The sequence below is a fragment of the Neotabrizicola shimadae genome (genome assembly GCF_019623905.1).
Taxonomy (GTDB): domain Bacteria; phylum Pseudomonadota; class Alphaproteobacteria; order Rhodobacterales; family Rhodobacteraceae; genus Neotabrizicola; species Neotabrizicola shimadae.
Window position 1 is genome coordinate 3,604,551 of sequence record NZ_CP069370.1, and the last position, 19,278, is coordinate 3,623,828.

Sequence of the window (19,278 nt, forward strand, 5' to 3'; positions counted from 1 at the left end):
GTCCGAGCTCGGACGCCGAGTCGAGTCGTTTACAATCAATGAGTTACGAAACCGCTTTAACTTGGACTTAAGACTTGTCCGAGGGATCGTGCGGAGCATGTGCCCCCTTTCGTCGCCGGGTTTGTCGGGGTCACGCGGCCGGTTTCGGGGTGCCGAAGACGCGGTCGTAGAGCGGTTGGGGCAGGAATTGCGCCAGGCGGAAGGCCCAGGCGAAGGGCGCAGGGAAGCTGAGGGCGAAGCGGCGGGTCTGCATATGGGCGAAGATCGCCTCGGCCGCGGCTTCGGGTTCCATGATCTGCGGCATGGAAAACTGGTTCAGGTCAGTCAGGCGGGTGCGCACGAAGCCGGGATTCACCAGCTGCACCTTGACCCCGCTGCCGCGCAGATCGACGTGCAGCGTTTCGGCCAGCGACATGCAGCCGGCCTTGGATGCGCCATAGCCCACCGCGCCGGGCAGGCCGCGAAAGCCGGCCAGCGAGCCGGTGATCACGATATGTCCGGCATTGCGCGCCACCATGCCGGGCAGCACTGAACCCACGGTGCGGGCACAGCCGGTGAGGTTCACGTTGCACATCGCCTCGACCTTTGCCGCGTCCCAGTCCTGGGCGCGCATCGGCCAATAGACGCCGGCAAGGAAAACCATGCCGTCCACCTGGCCAACCTCGGCTGCGGCGCGTTCCACATCGGCGCGGTCGGCGACGTCGCAGACCACGGCGCGGGCCGGGCGTGGCAGCCCTGCCGCCGCAGCGGCAAGCCGGTCAGGATCGCGGGCGGACAGCACAAGATCGCATCCGGCGCGGCTCATCCTTTGTGCCAGCGCAAGGCCAAGGCCATCGGACGCACCGACCAGCCACCAGCGCCGGCCGGTCCAATCCGTCATGCCGGCACCCGGCGCATGGTGGCGACCAGCTCGGCCACCTTGATGCCGAACTTGGTGAACTGGCTGCGGTTCATGATCGTGCCGTTGTCCATGAGATACATCCAGTCGGTCACGTCCAGGACATGTCCGCCGGCTTCGGGCGTGAGCCGGATGCGATAGCGCATCTGCACGGCAGAGCCTTCGGCGCGGCCGGTGCCGGGGGCCACCAGATCGTCGGCCTCGGCCTGGATGCCGCCGTCATTGCCCAGGCGCAGACGCCATTCGCGGTTCTGCGTGGTGCCGGAATCGTAGCGGAAGGTTTCCATCAGGCGGCCGGAATTGCCCTGCCATTCGCCGTGCATGTCGGCCACGAAGCGCGAGACCACGCGCCCTGTGGGGCCGTAGATCACCCCTTCGCAGAGGATTGGCCCCGACAGGTGGGTGCGCGGATCGAAGCGCGGGCCGTTCGCATAGTCGGACGGCTTCTGAGCCCGAAATCCGGTGAAGCGCCGGGCAAGGGAGATGAGCGCGAGGCTGCCGAGCATACCGGCAAGGAGAAGGAAGGTATCGGTCATGGCTGGTTCAACCGCGTTCTGGCCAGAAGGGCGATGGCAAGGGCTTTGAGCGCCAGCGGAAGGCCGGCGTAAAGCAGGGTGAGGAGGCTGAGGGCGGCGGGCGGGTTGGCGCCCGTGGGGGTGAAGCCCGCGAGTTGCAGGGCCGGCAGCAGGGTGACAGCGGCGAGCGCCAGCGACAGCTTGGACACGAAGGCCCAAAGGCCAAAGGCGGCGGCCTCTCCCGGCCCGAGGGCCGCGAGCCGGCGGGCGAAGATGGCGGGCAGGAGCGTGGTATCGGCGCCGAGTGCCGCGCCAGAGGCGGCGGAGATTACCGCGAAGGCCAGCACGTCGCCCGGCCCGAGCGTGAGCGCGAAGGCGAAGGAGATGATCGCCAGCACCATGCCGGCCATGAGCGTTGCCTTTTGCCCGAAGCGTGAGGCCAGGCGGAACCACAGCGGTACCGAGACGGCGGCGGCCAGGAAAAAGGCCAGCAAGAGCGGGCCGGCGGCATCCGGCGCCTGGAGCCGTTCGCCTACGAAGAACAGGAACAGCGTCGAGGTCACGGCCACCGGGGCGGCGTTCAGCAGCGCCAGGATCAGAAGCCGCCGCGCCAGGGGGTCGGCCAGCACCGGGCGGAAGAGCGCGAGGCCGGGCAGTGCGACCGCCGGGCCGGCCTGCCATTCGTGCCGCATGGCGAGGCCCGCGGCCAGCGTGGCGAGAACAAAGATCAGCGCGAAGACGGCAAAGGGTTCGGCGCTGATGGCGCCAAGGGCCAGGGGCGCGGTTGCGGCGAGGCAGACGCCCACCAGCGCCCCGCCTTCGCGCCAGGTGGCGAGGCGCAGGTGGCCCGAGGCCCCGAGCCCGACCGCGCGGGTGACGCCCTGGGCATAGAAGGCGATCGACAGGAAGGACCAGGCGGTGCAGAGCACCGTCATCATCAGGGCGAACCACAGAAGCGGCGCAACCGGTGGCGTCACGGCAAACAGCCCCGCCATGCCGCCCGCCATGAGTGCCATTGCACCCCCGACCAGCGCGCCGCGGTGGCGGCGCTGCGCCTCGGCCAGCCAGCCAAGGGCGGGGTCCTGTACCACGTCGATGAAGCGGATGGCCCCGAGCACCGCACCCAGGGCGCCCAGGCCGATATGGTATGTTTCGGCATAGAAGGCGGGCGCGTGGATGTAGAGCGGCAGCCCCGCCGCCGCCAGCGTTGCGGCAAAGAGCGACCAGGGCCAAAGACCCCGGGCCGGCGCGGCGCTGGCGAGGGCGGCTGTCACCGGCTGACCTCTTCGGTGGGGGGAACAGGCCGGGCGCGGAAGGGCACGCCCTTCCACCACAGCTTCAGCGCCTGCCAGTGGATCAGCGCCAGCACGCGCCGCGACCCAAGCGGGCGGCGCAGCGAAGCGGCGAGGATGCCCAACGTGGTGAGCGGGCGGCGCGGACCGATCAGGTTGGTGGATAGCCCGCCGTGGGGCAGCGTCAGGTCGATCCAGATGCCGATGCGGTCGGGGCGGATGTCGAAGCGGAAGCGGTAGCTGCCCTCGATGGGCTGGAAGGGCGAGACGTGGAAGATCTTCGTCGCCGTCAGCCGGTCTTCGGGGGTGATCGGGCCGTGATCTTCGCGCGCGCACAGGTAGGAATGGCGGTCGCCGTAGGTGTTGGTCACCTCGGCGATGACGGCGGTGAGGCGGTCTTCGGCGTCGAAGGCCAGCCAGAAGCTGACCGGGTTGAAGACATGACCCAGGATGCGCGGCTGTGCCAGGAGCAGAAGCTTGGCTGGGGCGGGCAGGTGATGGGCGGCCAGCACCTCGCGCGCCCAGGGGGCGCCGCGGCCCTGGCCGGGCGGTCCGCCGTGATCGCGCGCGTGGAGCGCCATCAGGTTGGTGCGGTTCAGCGAGAAGAGGGCCGGGCCGCGCGCGGTTTCGGGGTCGAGCAGGACATAGTCGACCGAGTAGCGGAAGGCGTTTTGCACCGCGCCCTTGCGCCCGTGGAAGGTTTCGCCCGCGATATGGTCGATGCCGGTCATGCGGCGAGCGCCCCGTCGCGGCGGGCGGTCAGCGCGGTGGCGACATCGACGGCGCTGGCGAAGCCGTCCTCGTGGAAGCCATTCTTCATCCAGGCGCCGGTGAACCAGGTGCGGTTCTGCCCGTTGATGCGGGCGAGGTCCGTCTGGGCGGCGAGGGCAGCCCGGTCGAAGACCGGGTGGCGGAAGGTGGTGACGTCGTGGATCAGGTCCTCGCGGATCGGCTGGGTGCCGTTCAGCGTGACGAAGAGGGGATCGTCCTGCGGGATCGGCTGGAGCCGGTTCATCCAGTAGGTCAGGTCGATGCGGTCGGCGCGGGGGCCCTTGGGTTCGACATAATTCCAGCTGGACCAGACCTTGCGGCGGTGGGGCATGACCGAGGCATCGGCGTGCAGCACTGCCTGGTTGGGCTGGTAGCGGATGGCCGACAGGAGGCGCTGTTCGTCGGGCGTGGGGTCGGAGATGAGGCGCAAGGTGTCGTCGGAATGGGTGGCGAAGACCACCTCGTCGAAGAACTCCCACGTGCCGCCATGCGGGCGGACGAGGACGCCCCCCGGCTCGCGCCGGACACCGGCGACGGGGGCGCCGGGGCGCAGGTCGACGCCCTGGCGGGCGAGGCTGGATTGCAGGCGGCTGACGTATTCGGTGGAGCCGCCGCGGACGGTGTACCACTGGTGCTGGCCGTTGATGCCGAGGAGCCCGTGGTTGCGGAAGAAACGGACGAGCGCCTGGGCGGGGAAGTCCATCATGCCGTCGCAAGGCGTGGACCAGATCGCGCCGGAGAAGGGGGCGAGGTAGTGGTCGCGGAACCAGTCGCCGGTGCCGAGGCGGGCGAGGAGGTCGCCCAGGCTGAGCGAGGGGTCCTGGGCCAGCGCCTCGGCCCTGGCGTTGAAGCGCAGGATGTCGCGCAGCATCGCGAGGAAGGCGGGGCGGGCCAGGTTGCGGCGTTGCGCGAAGAGGGTGTCGAGCGAGGACAGGGCATATTCCAGCGCGCCGCCCTGGATCGAGGCGCCGAAGCTCATGTCCGAGGGTGCGGTGGGCACGTCCAGCTCGGCGAAGAGGGCGGTGAGGCGGGGGTAGTTGACGTGATTGAAGACGATGAAGCCCGTGTCGACCGGCTGGTCGCCGCGCTTGCCCGCGATGATCGTGCGGGCATGGCCACCCAGGCGCGGCTCTGCCTCATAGAGGACGATCGAAGCGGAGGGAGCGAGGAGGTGCGCCGCAGCGAGGCCCGAGATGCCGCCGCCGATGATGGCGATGCGGCGCGGGGGGACGGAGAGGGGGTCGAAGGGCATGGCGGCTCCAGTGGTTGCCTGACTGCTACGCGGGGGGGAGGACGGCGGATCAGCCGCGGGGGGAAAAACTGTGACACAGCCGGGTGATCCGTTCGGCAATGCCCTGCGTAACCATGACACCATGCCGGAAACCGCCTTGCCTCTGACTGTTGGACAGACCATGCAGCACCCCTATTCTGGGGCGGGCGGAAGAGCCATGTCGGGTGGGATGTTGGCAGGAACGGAAGACAGCGATCCCTGGGCCGGGCTGGTCCTGCGTGTACGGGATGCACGCGACCGTGCGGCATTCGCCGCGTTGTTCGGGCATTTCGCCCCGAGGGTGAAAGCCTTCCTGATGAAGTCCGGCGCGGATGCCGCGCTGGCGGAAGAATGTGCGCAGGATGTCATGGTCACGCTGTGGCAGAAGGCGCATCTGTACGACCCAGCGCGCGCTTCGGTTGCGACATGGGTGTTCACGATTGCCCGGAACCGGCGGATCGACGCGCTGCGCCGGTCCCGGCGGCCCGAGCCGGAAGAATTGCCCTGGGGCCCGGAGCCCGAACCGGACCAGAGCGAAGCCTATGAGGCGCAGGAGGACTCGCGGCGGCTTGCCGCGGCGCTTGCGCAATTGCCCGAGAACCAGCGCGACCTGATCCAGCGGGCCTATTTCGGCGATCTCAGCCAGACCGAGATTGCCGCCGCCACCGGCCTGCCGCTTGGCACGATCAAGTCGCGAATACGCCTCGCGCTGGACCGCCTGCGCCGGCAGATGAGTTGAGAGATGAGCATGACGATCCGCCACCACCTGTCTGATACCCTTCTGATGGCCTATGCGGCCGGCAGCCTGCCCGAAGCCTTTTCGCTTCTGGTGGCCACCCACATTTCGCTGTGCGACGAATGTCGCGCCGCCGCCCAGGCCTACGAGGCGGTTGGCGGTGCCGTGATGGAGACGGGCGACGAAGCCCAACTGTCGCGCGGCAGTCTTGATGCGGTCCTCGCCCGGCTGGACGATACGCCCGCCGAACTGCGCCCTGCGCCGCGACGCGCCGGCATCTTCCCCGCCCCGCTTGCCGAATATGTCGGCGGCGGAGCCGACCGTGTGAAGTGGCGCAGCGTCGGCATGGGCGTGCGCCAAGCGATCCTCGTGTCCGACCGCTCTGCCTCGGTTCGGCTCTTGCACATTCCTGCCGGCCAGGCGGTACCCGATCACGGCCACGGCGGCACCGAGCTGACGCTTGTGCTGCAAGGCGCGTTCCGCGACGAGACCGGGCTGTATGGGCCGGGCGATGTGGAAATGGCCGACGAGGCGCTGGAACACACGCCGATTGCCGAGCCGGGGCCCGATTGCATTTGCCTGGCCGCGACCGATGCGCGCCTGCGGTTCAAGGGCCTGGTGCCCCGGCTGGCGCAACCGTTCCTGCGCATCTGACGCAGCAGAGGGGATGGGCAGGATTGCCCATCCTACGTTGCGGGCCCGGACAGACGCACGATCAGCGCCGAACCCGCGACATGCAGCGGCGCCGTGGTCAGGATGAGCTCTTGCTCTCCGATGGCTTGCCCATTGATCCGCGTGGGGTTCAGCGCAAAGGCCGCCAGAAGCCCGCCGCCTTCGATCCGCGCCTCGCCGACCACGACGGCTACATCGGGGCGGGGCAGGGGGCGGGCCGTCATCACGTTGAAGTCCTGTGATGGCGCGGCAACCCCGACCGCCGAGATTTCAACGTCGCCGGGAAAGGCGACCGGCGCCATAGGCCGCGCCTTGAGCGCCAGCGCCGAGCCTTCCAGCCGGAAGCCGGGACCGGAGATCACCGTCAGGTTCCGCTCGATACCCGGAAAAAGCGAGAAGGGGCCATCTTCTGCCACGGTGGCCATGGACAGCCGCCAGATCAGCCCGTCCGGCCCATCGGCGCGGGCCAGTTCCACCGTGACGCCCCGGCCATTCGCCCAGGGCTGATGCCGGTAGTCGGCAGGGGTGAGGTGGCGGAACATCGGGCGATCCCTGTTGCAACGACCGGCAGGCAGCCGGGAAGGTTGGACAGGACATCGCCGTTCCAGAACCGCAGGATGCGCAAGTTTCGCTCGGAAAGCCATAGACTTCGCCCCTGCATCCCGACTTTCCTTCATTGGAAGGGTGGCGCAGGTCCGGGCGGCGGGACGGGAATGGCGGGCTTGGTCTAGCGTCGGCCGAACAGGCGTTCGATATCGGCGAGTTTCAGTTCCACGAAGGTGGGCCGCCCGTGGTTGCACTGGCCCGACAGCGGCGTGGCCTCCATTTCGCGCAGGAGCGCGTTCATCTCGTCGGCGCGCATCTGGCGGCCATGACGGATGGAGCCGTGGCAGGCCATGCGGCTGAGGATGGCGTCGATGCGGGTTTTCAACGTGAGCGGCTCGCCCTCGGTTTCGTCGAGGATGTCCTTCAGCAGGGCTGCGGCGGCGCATTGACCAAGAATGGCCGGGGTGGCGCGGACGCAGATGGCGGCGCCGCCAAAGGGCTCGATCTCCAGCCCGAAGCGGGCGAGTTCGGGGGCAAGTTCGGCAAGGCGCGCGGTGTCGGTGGGGGAGAGTTCCACGATTTCGGGGATGAGAAGCGCCTGGGCTGCGATGCCGTGACCTTCCATCTGGGTCTTGAGCCGTTCGTAGACCAGGCGTTCATGGGCGGCGTGCTGATCGACGATCACCAGCCCGTCTGCGGTTTGCGCGATGACGTAAAGGCCGTGGAGCTGTGCCTTGGCGGCGCCAAGCGGCAGGGTTTCGGAGTGGGGCGCCGGATCGGGTTCGATGCGGGCCTGTGGTGCCTCGGCAAAGCCGGGGGCCGGTGCCTGGAAGGCGAGCGACCGGGCGAAGGTGGCCTGCGAGGGGCGGTCCATCTGGTAGATGCGCGGTTCGGGGCGGAAAGCGGCAAGCGTGGCGTCGGCGATGGTGGTGGCGCCACGCGGGGTCTGGGCATGCAGCGCGTGCTTGACGGCCGACACGATGAGGCCGCGCGCAAGATCGGGCTCGCGGAAGCGGACCTCGGACTTAGCGGGATGGACGTTGACGTCCACGCGATGGGGATCGAGCGAGAGGTTCAGCACAGCAGCAGGGTGGCGGTCGCGCGGCAGCGTGTCGAAATAGGCGGCGCGCAGGGCGCCGAACAGCATCCGGTCCAGAACGGGACGGCCGTTCACGAAGAGGAACTGCTGGGTGGAGGAGCCGCGGGAATAGGTGGGCAGCGAGGTGTAGCCGGTGAGGGTCAGGCCGTCGCGCGTGGCGTCGATCTTCAGCGCGTTCTGGATGAAGTCGGTGCCGATCAGCGTGGCGAGGCGGCCGTGGAGCGCATCGAAGAAATCGCCGGGTTCCGGGTCGGCGCGCAGGATGAGCTTGCCCTCGGCGCCCTCGGTCACGTCGCGGAGCGTGAAGCCGACATGGGGTTCGGCCATGGCGAGGCGGCGGATCGTGTCGGCTATGGCCTGGGATTCGGCGCGGTCGGAACGCAGGAACTTCAGCCGCGCGGGGGTGGCGAAGAAGAGGTCGCGCAGTTCGACCACGGTGCCCTTGGTCAGCGCGGCGGGGCGGACAGGGGATTGGCGCCCGCCGGCGACGGCGATCTGCGCGGCGTCGAAGCCTTCGGCGCGGGAGGTGATGGTGAGGCGGCCGACGGCGGCGAGGGAGGGTAGCGCCTCGCCCCGGAAGCCGAAGGAATGGATGGCAAGAAGGTCGGTGCCGTCGATCTTTGACGTGGCGTGGCGCGAAAGGGCGAGGGGCAGGTCAGCCGCCGTCATGCCGCAGCCGTCGTCGGTGACGCGGATCAGGGTCTTGCCGCCTGCCGCGAAGTCCACCGCGATGCGGGTGGCGCCGGCGTCCAGCGCGTTTTCCACCAGTTCCTTGACGGCGGAGGCCGGGCGTTCCACCACCTCGCCGGCCGCGATGCGGTTGATCGCGGCTTCGTCGAGCTGGCGGATGACGGGGCGCATGTTGGGGGCATCGAGTGTCATGCCCCCATATGTAGCAGGGTCCAGAGGCTGACGCTATGGATTCGGCAGGTTCTGGGGCTGGCCGACCACCACGAAGGTCAGAGTGTCGGGGTTCATCAGGCGCTTGGCCACGCGGTTCACGTCGTCCAGCGTGACGGCGTTGATGCGGTCGTTGCGGGTCTTGGGGTAATCGGCGGGCAGGCCAAGCGACTGCATCCCCACAAGGATCGAGGCGATGCGGCCGTTGCCGTCGAAGCGGAGGGGATAGGCGCCGGTCATGTAGGTCTTGGCGGCTTCCAGTTCCTCGGGCGTGACGCCGTTGGCGGCGATTTCGGCCCATTGGTCGCGGATGACCTGGATCGCCTCGGCGGTCTTGGTGTTGTCGCTGGACAGCTGGCCCACGATCAGGTCTGCGTGGTCATAGCCGGCCAGTGCGGTGCCGATGCCGTAGGTGAGGCCGCGCTTTTCGCGGACCTCGTTCATCAGGCGGGCCGAAAAGCGGCTGCCGCCGACGATCTCGTTCAGGACGGAGGCTGCGAAGTAATCGGGGTCTTCGAAGGCGATGCCGGGGGCGCCGAACAGGATGACCGACTGCGGGCCGGGATAGTCCTGCACGGTGATGCCACCCTTCAGGTCGATGGTGGCCGCGCCCGGTTGGGGCAGGCCGGTTTCGGGCAGGCCGGCGAGCAGCATGTCGATCACGGCTGCGAGTTGGTCGGGCGTGATGTCGCCAGCGGCGGCGACGGTCACGCGGTCGCGCGCCATGGCGCCCTTGTGCGCGGCGAGGATGTCGTCGCGGGTCAGCGCGGTGACGCTGTCGGCGGTGCCGCTGCCATCTGTGCCATAGGGGTGGTCACCGAAGGCGGCGGCGTCGAAGGCGCGGTTGGCGATGTCGCCGGGATCCTTTTCGGAGCCGCGGAGGTTGGCCAGCACCTGGCCCTTTACCCGGTCGATGGCATCCTGGTCGAAGCGCGGCGCGGTGATGGCCTGGCGCAGGAGGTCTACGGCGGCGTCACGGTTTTCGGAGAGGAAGCGGGCCGAGACGGTGACCGAGTCGGAATCCGAGTCAAACTCGAAGCTCGCGGCCAGGGTATCGCGCGCCTTGGCGAAGCCCTGGCTGTCGAGATCGCCGGTGCCTTCCTCGATCAGCGCGGTCATCAGGTTCACGGCGCCGCGCTTGCCGGGCAGGTCCAGGCTGGTGCCGCCCTGAAAGCGCAGTTCCAATGCGGTGAAGGGGATCTGGTGATCCTCCACCAGCCATGCGGTGACACCGCCGGGGGTGGTAACGGTCTGGATGTCGGTTTCCGCGCGGACGGGAAGGGCTGCCAGCAGGAACAGCGCGGCGAGGCGGAGGATCTTCATTGCGCGGCCTCTTCGGTTTGGCTCAGCCAGACAGTGACCGAGGTCTTGCGGTCCAGCACCGACTGCGCGGCGGCCATGACCTCTTCGGGCGTGATGGATTGCAGGATGTCGGGCCAGTCCTCGATGTCCTGCAGCGTCAGGCCGACCGCGAGCGATTCGCCATAGGTCTGCGCCATGCCGCGCGAGGAGTCGCGGGCATAGATGTCCGCGGCGCGAATCTGCGTCTTGATGCGGGCAAAGTCCTCGGCGTCGATGCCCTGGGCCAGGAAATCGGCCAGCACCTTGTCGAGCGCTGTTTCGACATCCTGAAGCGATTTGCCGGGCAAGGGCACGGCGTAGAGACCGAAGGTCGTGTCATCCACGGCGGTGCCGTCATAGCCGGCGCCGGTGTAGACGGCGACAGGATCTTCGAACTGCAACTTGCGCGCCAGAAGCGAGGTTGTCGGGTTGCCGCCCAGGTATTCCGCCAGGATCGTCAGCGCCGCGGCGGTGCGCTGGTCGCCGGGATCGCGTTCGGGCGCGAGGTAGCTGCGGGTGAAGGAGGGCTGGCTGACCCGGTCATCGGTCATGTTCAACCGGCGTTCGGCCAGCTGCGGCGGTTCCTGAGGACGAGCCTTTCGGGTGACGTTTTCCGACGGCGCGAGGGGTCCGTAATTCTGTTCAGCCAGCGCCTTGACCTGATCGGGCGTCACATCGCCCGCCACGACGACGATCGCGTTGTTGGGCGCGTAATTGGCCTTGTAGAAATCCAGCGCATCCTGGCGGGACAGCTGTTCCATCTCGGCCCGCCAGCCGATGATCGGCCGGCCATAGGGGTGGTTGAGGTACTGGGCGGCGCGCATCTGTTCGCCCATCAGGGCGCCGGGATCGGAATCGGTGCGCTGGCTGCGTTCTTCCAGAATCACCTGGCGTTCGGTGGCGACATCGTCCTCGGTGAGGTTCAGGCCGCGCATCCGGTCGGCCTCCATCTGCATCATCAGGCCAAGGCGGTCGGCGGCGACGCGCTGGAAATAGGCGGTGTAGTCCCAGCTGGTGAAGGCGTTGTCGTTGCCTCCCTGTGCTTCGACCGTGGCCGAAAACTCGCCGGGCGCGAGGGTGTCAGTGCCCTGGAACATCAGGTGTTCCAGGAAATGCGCGATACCGGAATGTGGCGCCGTCTCGTCTGCGGCGCCGATCTTGTACCAGACCATGTGCACGACGGCGGGCGCGCGGTGATCTTCGATCACCACGACCTGAAGGCCGTTGTCGAGCGTGAAGCTGGTGACGGCATCGTTCGTCTCGGCAAGCGCCGGAGTGGCGAGCAGGAGGGCGGGGGCAAAAAGGGCGGCACGCCCGAAAGCCGGCAGTCGCGGCATGGTCTTCCTTCCCGGTGATGGTGCCGGCAAGCTACGCGATGCCTGCCGTCAGGCAACCCCGGCTGGCGCAGATGTGAGCGCGCGCGATTACTGGACGACGAATTCCGGCGAGGGCGGGGCCGAAGGCGTGGCGGCGTTGGCCTTGCGCCAACGTTGCATCTCGGCCCAGGGGTCCAGCGAGAACTGCGTGTAGGCGCCGTAGTAGGTGTTCAGGCCGAACCAGCGTTCCAGGAGCCTGCCCTGGTTTGCGCTGCGGTAGTCGTAGTCCTCCTGGGCGAGAACCTGGCGGATGTTCGGGCTGACGCCATAGCGCGACGCATAGGTCACAAGACTGCCATCCGAGGCGGGCGGCGTACCGGTGCGCGCCGTCGGATTGCCGCCCAGGGCGATGACCGCATCGGCCATCGGGTTGATATCGGCGCGATTCTGTCCGCCCGGCGTCGGCGCGGGCAGGGCGGCGAGGCTTGGCGGCATTTCCAGTGGCTTGGAGGGAATCGCCGCGAATTCGTCCGGCCCTTCGCCCGCGGGCTTGAGACGCATCAGGTTCGGGTCGCCCGAGGAGCAGGCCGCAAGGAGTGCCAGCGCAACGAGCGCCGCCTTCCACCTTCCGCCTTCCACGATCATGCCTGTCTCCACCGGCCCCGGTCGGCCTTCCTTAGCGCAGGGGCTTTGCCGCGTCACGGGGTCTTTCGGCCCTTCTTTCCGGGTTCGGCGGATTTGCCCGGAAACAGCACGAGGCCAAGCGCGCCGACGAAAATCGCCGCATCGGCCACGTTGAAGGAAAAGGGGTTTTCGATGCCGCAGCACGAGACGTTCAGGAAATCTGCCACTGCCCCGTAGATCACGCGGTCCACAACGTTGCCGATGGCGCCGCCGATCAGCAGGCCGGCAAAGACCTGCGACCGGGGATCGGCGCCTTCGCGCCTTACCCAGAGCCAGACCCAGGCGGAAATGCCAAGCGCGATGGCGATGAGGATCCAGCGGGCATAGTCGGCCTCGGCGGCGAAGAGGCCGAAGTTGATTCCGGTGTTCCAGGCCATGTGGAAGGCCAGCACCGTGGGGATCACCTCGATCGAGCCGATCTCGATCAGGTTCATGCCATGGACCACGGCCCATTTGGTGACCTGGTCCAGCACGAAGGTGGCAAGGGCGACCAGCGTGAGAAGGTGCATGGAGATCAGTGCCGGAAATGCCGCTGGCCGGTGAAGACCATGGCGAGCCCCGCGGCATCGGCCGCTGCGATCACCTCGTCGTCGCGCATCGAGCCGCCGGGCTGGATGATCGCTGTGGCCCCGGCCTCGGCCGCGGCCAGCAGGCCATCGGCGAAGGGGAAGAAGGCGTCGGAAGCGACGACCGAGCCCAGGGTCAGAGGTCCGGGCAGGCCAAGCGCTTCGGCCATGTCCTGCGACTTGCGGGCGGCGATGCGGGTGCTGTCCACGCGGCTCATCTGGCCGGCGCCCACGCCGACGGTGGCGCCGTCCTTCACATAGACGATGGCGTTGGACTTGACGTGCTTGGCGACCGACCAGGCGAACAGGAGGTCGGCGGTTTCGCGGGCGGTGGGGGCACGCTTTGTCACGACCTTGAGGTCGGCTTCGGTGACACTGGCGGCGTCGCGGTCCTGCACCAGGAAGCCGCCGGAGACCTGGCGGAAGGACAGGCCCCTGGCCCGCGGGTCGGGCAGGGCATTGGTGGTCAGAAGCCGGAGGTTCTTCTTGGCGGCGAAGATGGCGCGGGCCTCGTCGCTTGCGCCGGGTGCGATCACGACTTCGGTGAAGATCTTCACGATCTCTTCCGCGGTGGCGGCGTCCAGCGCGCGATTCAGCGCGACGATGCCGCCGAAGGCCGAGGTACGGTCGCAATCATAGGCGCGCAGGTAGGCATCGGTGAGCGAGCCGCCGGTGGCCACGCCGCAGGGGTTGGCGTGCTTGATGATGGCGCAGGCCGGGGTGCCCGGGTCGAATTCGGCCACCAGTTCGAAGGCGGCGTCGGTGTCGTTGATGTTGTTGTAGGACAATTCCTTGCCCTGCCACTGGCGGGCCGTTGCCACGCCCTCTCGCCGGGTGCCATCGGTGTAGAAAGCAGCCGCCTGGTGGGGATTCTCGCCATAGCGCAGCTTCTGGGCGATATGGCCGCCGAAGGCGCGATGGCGCGGGAAGGGGCAGTTGATTTCCTGCGCCAGCCATCCCGACACGGCGGCATCATAGGCGGCAGTGCGGGCATAAGCGTTGAGCGCCAGCTTCTGGCGGAAGGCCATGGTGGTGGCCCCGTTATGGGCGGCCATCTGGTCCAGCAGCGGCTGGTAATCGGCCGGGTCGGTGACGACGGCGACGGACCGGTGGTTCTTGGCCGCGGCGCGGATCATCGCGGGGCCGCCGATGTCGATGTTCTCGATGCAGGTGGCGTGGTCGGCGCCCATCGCGACGGTGGCTTCGAAGGGGTAGAGGTTCACGATCAGGAGGTCGATCGGCTCGATCCCGTGGGCGGCCATGGCCAGAAGGTGTTCGTCGTCGTCGCGCAGCGCGAGGAGGGCGCCGTGGATGGCGGGGTGCAGCGTCTTGACCCGGCCATCCATCATCTCGGGGAAGCCGGTCACGTCGGAGACATCGCGCACCTTGAGCCCCGCGGCGCGCAGCATCCCGGAGGTGCCGCCGGTGGAGATCAGTTCCACCCCCTGGGCGGCAAGCGCGCGGGCGAGGTCCAGTAGCCCGCTCTTGTCGGAAACGGAGATCAGCGCGCGGCCGATGGGGACGAGGTTCGTCATGGGCACCCCTTCGCGTCGGTCAGAGGGGGACGGTCAAGTCGTCCCGGTCCAGGTCTCGAATCGCCAGCGGAGTATCCTGTGCCTTCGCCAAGGTCCAGCCGACTTCGGTATGGAAATCGCGCGCGCGGCCCGAAAGCACGATCTGATGTGTCGCGCGCGGCGCAAGTCTGCCGCGTTCGAGGTAGACCGAGGGTTCCAGCGACAGCGCCGAGCGGCCCTCGGGGCGGAACACCCAGATCTCGCCGCTTTTCAGGGCAAGGGAGACCGCCGTGCCGCCAAGGTCGAGCGAGGCATCGACATCGGGGTGCAGGTGGAAGCGCACGGCATAGGCCGCGCCTTCCAGGTGGGTGCGCGTCATCAGCGCCTCGAACCGTTCGCGCTCTTCGGGTGTGGCGGCCAGCAGCGTGTCGAGGCCGGCGAGGCGGCGGCCATCCGGGGAAAGCGAGAGGTCGCGGCGGTGGGTGAGGCCGTGGGTGACGGACCATCCGCCGTGGCCAAGGTGGATGACGGTGCCGACATCGGCGGGGAAGAGCCGCGCCACGGTGATGGGCGCGAGTTCGGTCAGGACCTCGCGTCCGTCGCCGGGAAAACGCGAGGAGGAGAAGCCGTCGATCGAGAGGGTGGAATGGGAGGCGGTGGCGCGTCCGGCGCGGCGCCATTCCGGGCCGAAGGCCGCGCCCGAGCCGCAAGAGACGATCAGCGGGCGGCGGCCCGAGGTGAGTTCGAAGGCCAGCGTCGAGGCATGGCCACGCGCGCCGGCGGCGCCGGCAGGGGGCGAGGCGGCATCGACGATCACGGTGGTGCGATGTGCGGCCATGCGTGCGAATCCCATAGCGAAACCCGGTGCCACGGTCTTGACCGGCGAGGTGGCAAGCGCGGCGTCGAGCCGCCCTTCCAGCCCGCGCCCGCCACCGTGGAACCGGGCCAGCCCGCCATCGGCATGGCGCAATGCCCGCAGGGTGGGGGCGATGCGGTCGAGCGCGGCGGTCAACGGCTCGGGGATGGGCTGATCCGCTGCGGCCAGCGCCTGATCTGCCCACAGCAGCAGGCTGAAGACTTCGAGCAGTTCCTCGGGGTTGCGGGTCGGGATGCCGCCCTGCGAGTCGATTCCGCTGGTGCAATCCTGCGCCAGCGCCGCAACGGCAGGGCCGACGTGGCGGCCAAGGCCCGTCAGCGCGAGACCCGCGCAGATGGTTCCGACCAGCGCCTCGAACCGGGGCAGGCCGGGAGGTGCGGCGGACCAGTGGCGCGAGAGCCAGACCGTCTGGGTGGTCAGCGAGCGGAAATAGGCGTCGGCCTCGGGCTTGGGGCGGCCCTGAAGGATGAAGAAGGCATGGTTGATCCAGCGGATCAGCCGCCGTCCGGCAAGCCCCGGCGTCCAGCCCGGCCCGTCGCCCCGACCGAACCGCTCGATCCAGCCGAAGGTCCAGTCCTGCGCGCGGTCGCGCGCGGCGGCGCTGCCCACGGCGGCCAGATCGTCAAGCCAGGCGAAGCCCTGTGCCTCTTGCGCGAAATCGGGATGCGGCGCGGCGATGTCCCAAAGGCGGGTATCGGGCGCTTCGACCAAGGAGCCGCCCAGAAGGAAGTTGCCGGCCACCAGCTGCCGGCCGCGGGCGAAATGGCCGATCGTGCGCGGTTCCGGCTGGCTGACGAAGCTTTCCGCGCTGCGCGACAGGCTGGCCCGCCAAACGGCAAAGCGTGTGCCGAACGCCCCGCGTTCGGCCGCCCGAAGTTCGGCTGCTGGTTTTCCGGTTTTGCCTGTCATGCCTGCCTCTGACCCTTGCGGGCCTTTGGGGCGAAAGCATAGCCGCGCCGGGCGGGGCTGTCACCCTGCCCGGCGGTGCGTCTCAGGCCAGGTGGTCGATGCGGTCCATGTATTGGGCAAGGTGGCGGACCTCGCCCAGCCATTTCTCGATCAGGCGCGGATCATGCGGCGCGGCATGGACGCCTGCCGGGATTTCGCGCGACAGCACCGATTCCACCGCGAGCGACACGGGCACCGAGACCAGCCGCCCCATGGCGGTGCCACGGACGTCGCCCCAGGCATCCATCGCCCAGGTTTCGTGGAACACCGGCTTGCCGTCACGTTCGGCCTTGAGGCTGACGAACAGAACCACGCGGTCGGCCTCGCCCTCGGAATAGCTGTTTTCCTTCAGAAGCTCGGCCGCCATGGCGCCCAGGGTGGCGTCCACTTCGGCGGCGCTTGCCCCTTCCAGCTTTTCCACGGCGCGGAACACCGGCTCCCAAGCTGCGGCCCAGCCATTCAGGCGGATGGTGCCACGCACGAAATCGCGCACCTTCCAGTCGGCATCGAAGCGATAATCCGCCATGAAGGGATAGCTGTCGCGGTTGGGATAGACCTCGAAACTTTCGGGTTGCGGCAGCGGCGCGTCATAGGCGGTGACGGCATCCCAGGGGCGGGCGATGCGCAACTCGCTGAAGTTGCGCAAGGACCGCGAGGGCGAGCGCAGCGCCTTCAGCACGCCGGCGGGCGCCCAGGAGAACTTGTAGCGGAAGGCATTGGCGACCTTTGGCACGCCGCCGCAATAGGAGATGAAGGACAGCACGTTGTCGGGGTGATAGGCCTTCGACGCGCGGTAGCGGGCCACGAGGTCATGCGCCATCAGGTGGTCGATGCCTGGGTCGAGCCCGACCTCGTTTTCCGAGACCAGACCCTTCGCGCGGAAGTCTTCGTCCAGCGCGCGCATTTCCGGCGCGATGTAGGATGACGAGACGAAATTCGCGCCCTTCGCGAGACAGGCCTTGGCGATCCCGACATGATGGTCGGCCGGCAGCATGGACACCGCGATGTCGCCCGGTTCCAGTGCGGCGGTCAGCGCATCCAGCGTGTAGAGGCGCACGTCCTGCGTCAGGCCGCCCACTGCCGCGCGGGCGCTGTCGACCGAGCGGTTCCAGACCGTGACCTTGTGGCCGCGTTCAAGCAGGCGGCGCAGGCCGGGGCCTGAGGACAGGCCGGTGCCGCACCAGTGGATCGTCGTCATGAGTGAACTCCCTTCGGTGGCGGCGCCCTTGCAGGGCGTCTGTTCAGAGCGTGGCTGTGTGGCGGTCGAACTCGGCCTTCGCACGGCCCCAGACGCCCGATCCGAGGTCGGTGAGGGTCAGCAGCGAGGGCAGGAGCTGGGTCGCGTAATCCTCGCTCGATTCCACGGGCAGGAGCGAGGGCAGGTTGTCGATGGCGGTCACATCCAGCGGCGGAAGGTCGGCCACGCGCAGCGCCGGTTCCTCCCAGGTGGTCGTGCGGTCATAGACCTTGATCGGCGAGAAATCCGAGGTCGGGTCGCAGGCGATGTCGCCGATCACGGTCAGCTTGCGCGGGTCGGTCCTGGCCGAGGCGGGCACGAAGACCGGGCAGCCAGGACGGGCGAGGATGCAGTTGAGGAAGATCTCGTGTTGCAGCACCTCGGGGAAGGGGCCGCCGCTGGCGGTTTCTGCCATGTCCCACAGCGTGGTGGGCACGCCGAGGGCAGAGCAGAGGTCGGCCGCGCCGGTGCCGACCCGGCCAAGCGCGCCGATGATGAGCGCGCTTGGGTGGGGCAGACCGCGCAGGTCGCCCACCAGATCGGCCAGAAGCGCCGCCTTGCCTGGGTATTTGTGGACCGGGCCGGCGATGCCGCCGGCTTGTTGTGCCGCCCAGCATTTCAGGCTGATCGCGGCGCCGGCATAGCCCGCCCAGTAGCCGAAGGCGGCGACGCGGCGGCCAGAGTCGTCAACCAGGTATTCCAGGTCGTAGAGCGTTCCGCCGCCGGCCTTGAACCGCTTGAGCAGCACTTGCCCCGCGGGCTGGCCCTTGTAGGCATGGCCGAACATGATGTGGCGGTGGGTGAGGGGCGTGCCGTCCTCGGGCAGTTCCTTCAGGCCGAAGATGATGGCGTCGGCAGGTGCATGGGGCCAGAGGTTTTCTTCGACGATGCGGGCGCCGGCATGCAGGTAGCCCTCGATCGGGATGGCGCGGACCGAGGATTCCTCGACCGTGACCTGGATGCCCGCGCGGACCAGTTCGGCCACGCCCTGCGGGGTGAGGCCCACCCGTTCCTCGTTCGGCCGCTGTTCGGCCCGGACCCACAGATGCGTCATCGTCCCCTCCGCTGGTTGCCGGTTCTATAGGCGCTGGCCGGGGCCTTGCCAATGCGTCCGGGTGCCCCCAACTGGAACGGAACGGAGGGCGGGATGAAGAGGCGAAGCGTGGTTATCGGGGCGGGGGCCGCGCTGGCGGCGGCGGGTGGCCTGTGGTGGGCGTTCCGGCGGCGGCCAAGCCTTTCGACCGAGGAATTCGCGGCGTTGTACCGGGAGCCGCTTGCGCCGCCTTCGGGGCCGGTGGCGACCTATCACCTGGGCCACAGCCTGGTGGGCCGGGACATGCCGGCGATGCTGGGGGCCTGGGCCGGTCATGACCACGCCAGCCAACTGGGCTGGGGCACGCCGCTGAAGGGCCACCGTACGGGCGAGATCGCCGGGTTCGACACCGAGAACGACCACGCAGCCTTTCGCCCGGTGGGCGAGGCGCTGGCTTCGGGCGACTACGACGTGGTTGTGCTGACCGAGATGGTGGAGATCCGCGATGCGATCCGCTGGCACGACTCGGCGCATGAGCTGGCGGCCTGGGCGCGCGCGGCGCGGGCAGGCAATCCGGAGGTGCGCGTCTATCTGTACGAGACCTGGCACCCGCTGGACGATCCGGAGGGCTGGCTGGCGCGGCTGGATGCCGATCTTGCGCGGCACTGGGAGGGCGAGATCCTGCGCCCCGCCCTGGCCGAGCGGGGCGTGGGCACGATCCATGTGATTCCGGCCGGACAGGTGATGGCGGCGGCGGTGCGGGCGATGGAGGCGGGCGAGGTGCCGGGGATGACCGACCGCAGCCAGCTGTTCGGCCGGACGCCCGAGGGCGCGCCGGACATGATTCACCTGGGCGACTGGGGCAACTGGCTGGTGGCGATGACCCATCACGCGGTGATCTATCACGGCTTGCCCGAAGATGCGCCGGTGCTGAACGCCGATGGCAGCCCGGCCACGCCGCTGCCTCCGGACGCCGAGGACGCGTTGCGGCAGGTGGTCTGGCGGGTCGTCAGCGGCTATCCTCCGGCGGGACTGGCCCCGGCCAGGGGCTGAACGCGAGGGC

Annotated in this window: 18 protein-coding genes; 3 read left to right on the forward strand and 15 right to left on the reverse strand. The window is 68.7% G+C overall.

Going from position 1 to position 19,278, the window contains the following annotated elements:
• Positions 1 to 130: 130 nt before the first annotated feature.
• Genes JO391_RS17485 through JO391_RS17505 form a run of 5 tightly spaced genes read right to left on the reverse strand, consistent with a single transcriptional unit; the run spans position 131 to position 4,728 of the window.
• Positions 131 to 880, reverse strand: coding sequence for an SDR family NAD(P)-dependent oxidoreductase (locus tag JO391_RS17485; protein ID WP_220661715.1), 750 nt, complete (start codon positions 878 to 880; stop codon positions 131 to 133).
• Entirely contained in the window at positions 877 to 1,434 is a 558-nt protein-coding gene (locus JO391_RS17490) for a DUF3833 domain-containing protein (RefSeq protein ID WP_220661716.1), read from the reverse strand. Before JO391_RS17490 ends, JO391_RS17485 begins: the two co-directional genes overlap by 4 nt.
• Positions 1,431 to 2,687, reverse strand: a complete 1,257-nt coding sequence (locus JO391_RS17495; protein ID WP_220661717.1) for an MFS transporter — start codon at positions 2,685 to 2,687, stop codon at positions 1,431 to 1,433. Before JO391_RS17495 ends, JO391_RS17490 begins: the two co-directional genes overlap by 4 nt.
• Positions 2,684 to 3,436, reverse strand: coding sequence for a DUF1365 domain-containing protein (locus JO391_RS17500; protein WP_220661718.1), 753 nt, complete (start codon positions 3,434 to 3,436; stop codon positions 2,684 to 2,686). The genes JO391_RS17495 and JO391_RS17500 overlap by 4 nt, the downstream gene beginning before the upstream one ends.
• Complete coding sequence (locus JO391_RS17505; RefSeq protein ID WP_220661719.1) at positions 3,433 to 4,728, reverse strand: NAD(P)/FAD-dependent oxidoreductase; 1,296 nt, start codon at positions 4,726 to 4,728, stop codon at positions 3,433 to 3,435. Before JO391_RS17505 ends, JO391_RS17500 begins: the two co-directional genes overlap by 4 nt.
• Positions 4,729 to 4,924: 196 nt before the next feature.
• On the opposite strand from JO391_RS17505, the gene JO391_RS17510 reads away from it, so the two are divergent.
• Together JO391_RS17510 and JO391_RS17515 are read left to right on the forward strand one after the other, a co-directional pair.
• Positions 4,925 to 5,485 (forward strand): sigma-70 family RNA polymerase sigma factor, encoded by a 561-nt coding sequence (locus JO391_RS17510; protein WP_310795044.1) that lies wholly within the window; start codon positions 4,925 to 4,927, stop codon positions 5,483 to 5,485.
• 9 nt (positions 5,486 to 5,494) lie between these two features.
• Entirely contained in the window at positions 5,495 to 6,136 is a 642-nt protein-coding gene (locus JO391_RS17515; RefSeq protein WP_220664615.1) for a ChrR family anti-sigma-E factor, read from the forward strand.
• A 32-nt stretch (positions 6,137 to 6,168) separates the two neighbouring features.
• On the opposite strand, the gene JO391_RS17520 is transcribed toward JO391_RS17515, so the two are convergent.
• The 10 genes from JO391_RS17520 to JO391_RS17565 all read right to left on the reverse strand — a co-directional run bounded on the left by JO391_RS17520 (position 6,169) and on the right by JO391_RS17565 (position 18,236).
• A complete protein-coding gene (locus tag JO391_RS17520; protein ID WP_220661720.1) occupies positions 6,169 to 6,696 on the reverse strand; it encodes a HutD/Ves family protein in 528 nt (175 codons plus the stop codon).
• Positions 6,697 to 6,881: 185 nt separating this feature from the next.
• Positions 6,882 to 8,681 (reverse strand): DNA mismatch repair endonuclease MutL, encoded by a 1,800-nt coding sequence (gene mutL / locus JO391_RS17525; RefSeq protein WP_220661721.1) that lies wholly within the window; start codon positions 8,679 to 8,681, stop codon positions 6,882 to 6,884.
• 33 nt (positions 8,682 to 8,714) lie between these two features.
• The gene (locus JO391_RS17530; RefSeq protein ID WP_220661722.1) at positions 8,715 to 10,022 is read right to left on the reverse strand and encodes a M16 family metallopeptidase; all 1,308 of its coding nucleotides are present in this window, start codon (positions 10,020 to 10,022) and stop codon (positions 8,715 to 8,717) included.
• Positions 10,019 to 11,377, reverse strand: coding sequence for a M16 family metallopeptidase (locus JO391_RS17535; RefSeq protein WP_220661723.1), 1,359 nt, complete (start codon positions 11,375 to 11,377; stop codon positions 10,019 to 10,021). Before JO391_RS17535 ends, JO391_RS17530 begins: the two co-directional genes overlap by 4 nt.
• Positions 11,378 to 11,464: 87 nt before the next feature.
• Positions 11,465 to 12,001, reverse strand: a complete 537-nt coding sequence (locus JO391_RS17540; RefSeq protein WP_220661724.1) for a DUF3035 domain-containing protein — start codon at positions 11,999 to 12,001, stop codon at positions 11,465 to 11,467.
• Positions 12,002 to 12,054: 53 nt separating this feature from the next.
• Positions 12,055 to 12,549 carry a signal peptidase II gene (gene lspA, locus JO391_RS17545; protein ID WP_220661725.1) on the reverse strand — a complete coding sequence of 165 codons (495 nt, stop codon included), beginning with the start codon at positions 12,547 to 12,549 and terminating at the stop codon, positions 12,055 to 12,057.
• Positions 12,550 to 12,554: 5 nt separating this feature from the next.
• The gene (purH, locus tag JO391_RS17550) at positions 12,555 to 14,141 is read right to left on the reverse strand and encodes a bifunctional phosphoribosylaminoimidazolecarboxamide formyltransferase/IMP cyclohydrolase (RefSeq protein ID WP_220661726.1); all 1,587 of its coding nucleotides are present in this window, start codon (positions 14,139 to 14,141) and stop codon (positions 12,555 to 12,557) included.
• A 19-nt stretch (positions 14,142 to 14,160) separates the two neighbouring features.
• Complete coding sequence (locus JO391_RS17555) at positions 14,161 to 15,906, reverse strand: heparinase II/III family protein (protein WP_220661727.1); 1,746 nt, start codon at positions 15,904 to 15,906, stop codon at positions 14,161 to 14,163.
• Between the two features lie 82 nt (positions 15,907 to 15,988).
• Positions 15,989 to 17,143: a saccharopine dehydrogenase family protein gene (locus JO391_RS17560; protein ID WP_220661728.1), complete on the reverse strand. Its 1,155-nt coding sequence runs from the start codon at positions 17,141 to 17,143 to the stop codon at positions 15,989 to 15,991.
• A 43-nt stretch (positions 17,144 to 17,186) separates the two neighbouring features.
• Positions 17,187 to 18,236 carry a saccharopine dehydrogenase gene (locus JO391_RS17565; protein ID WP_220661729.1) on the reverse strand — a complete coding sequence of 350 codons (1,050 nt, stop codon included), beginning with the start codon at positions 18,234 to 18,236 and terminating at the stop codon, positions 17,187 to 17,189.
• A 93-nt stretch (positions 18,237 to 18,329) separates the two neighbouring features.
• On the opposite strand from JO391_RS17565, the gene JO391_RS17570 reads away from it, so the two are divergent.
• A complete protein-coding gene (locus JO391_RS17570) occupies positions 18,330 to 19,268 on the forward strand; it encodes a hypothetical protein (protein WP_220661730.1) in 939 nt (312 codons plus the stop codon).
• Positions 19,269 to 19,278: the final 10 nt, after the last annotated feature.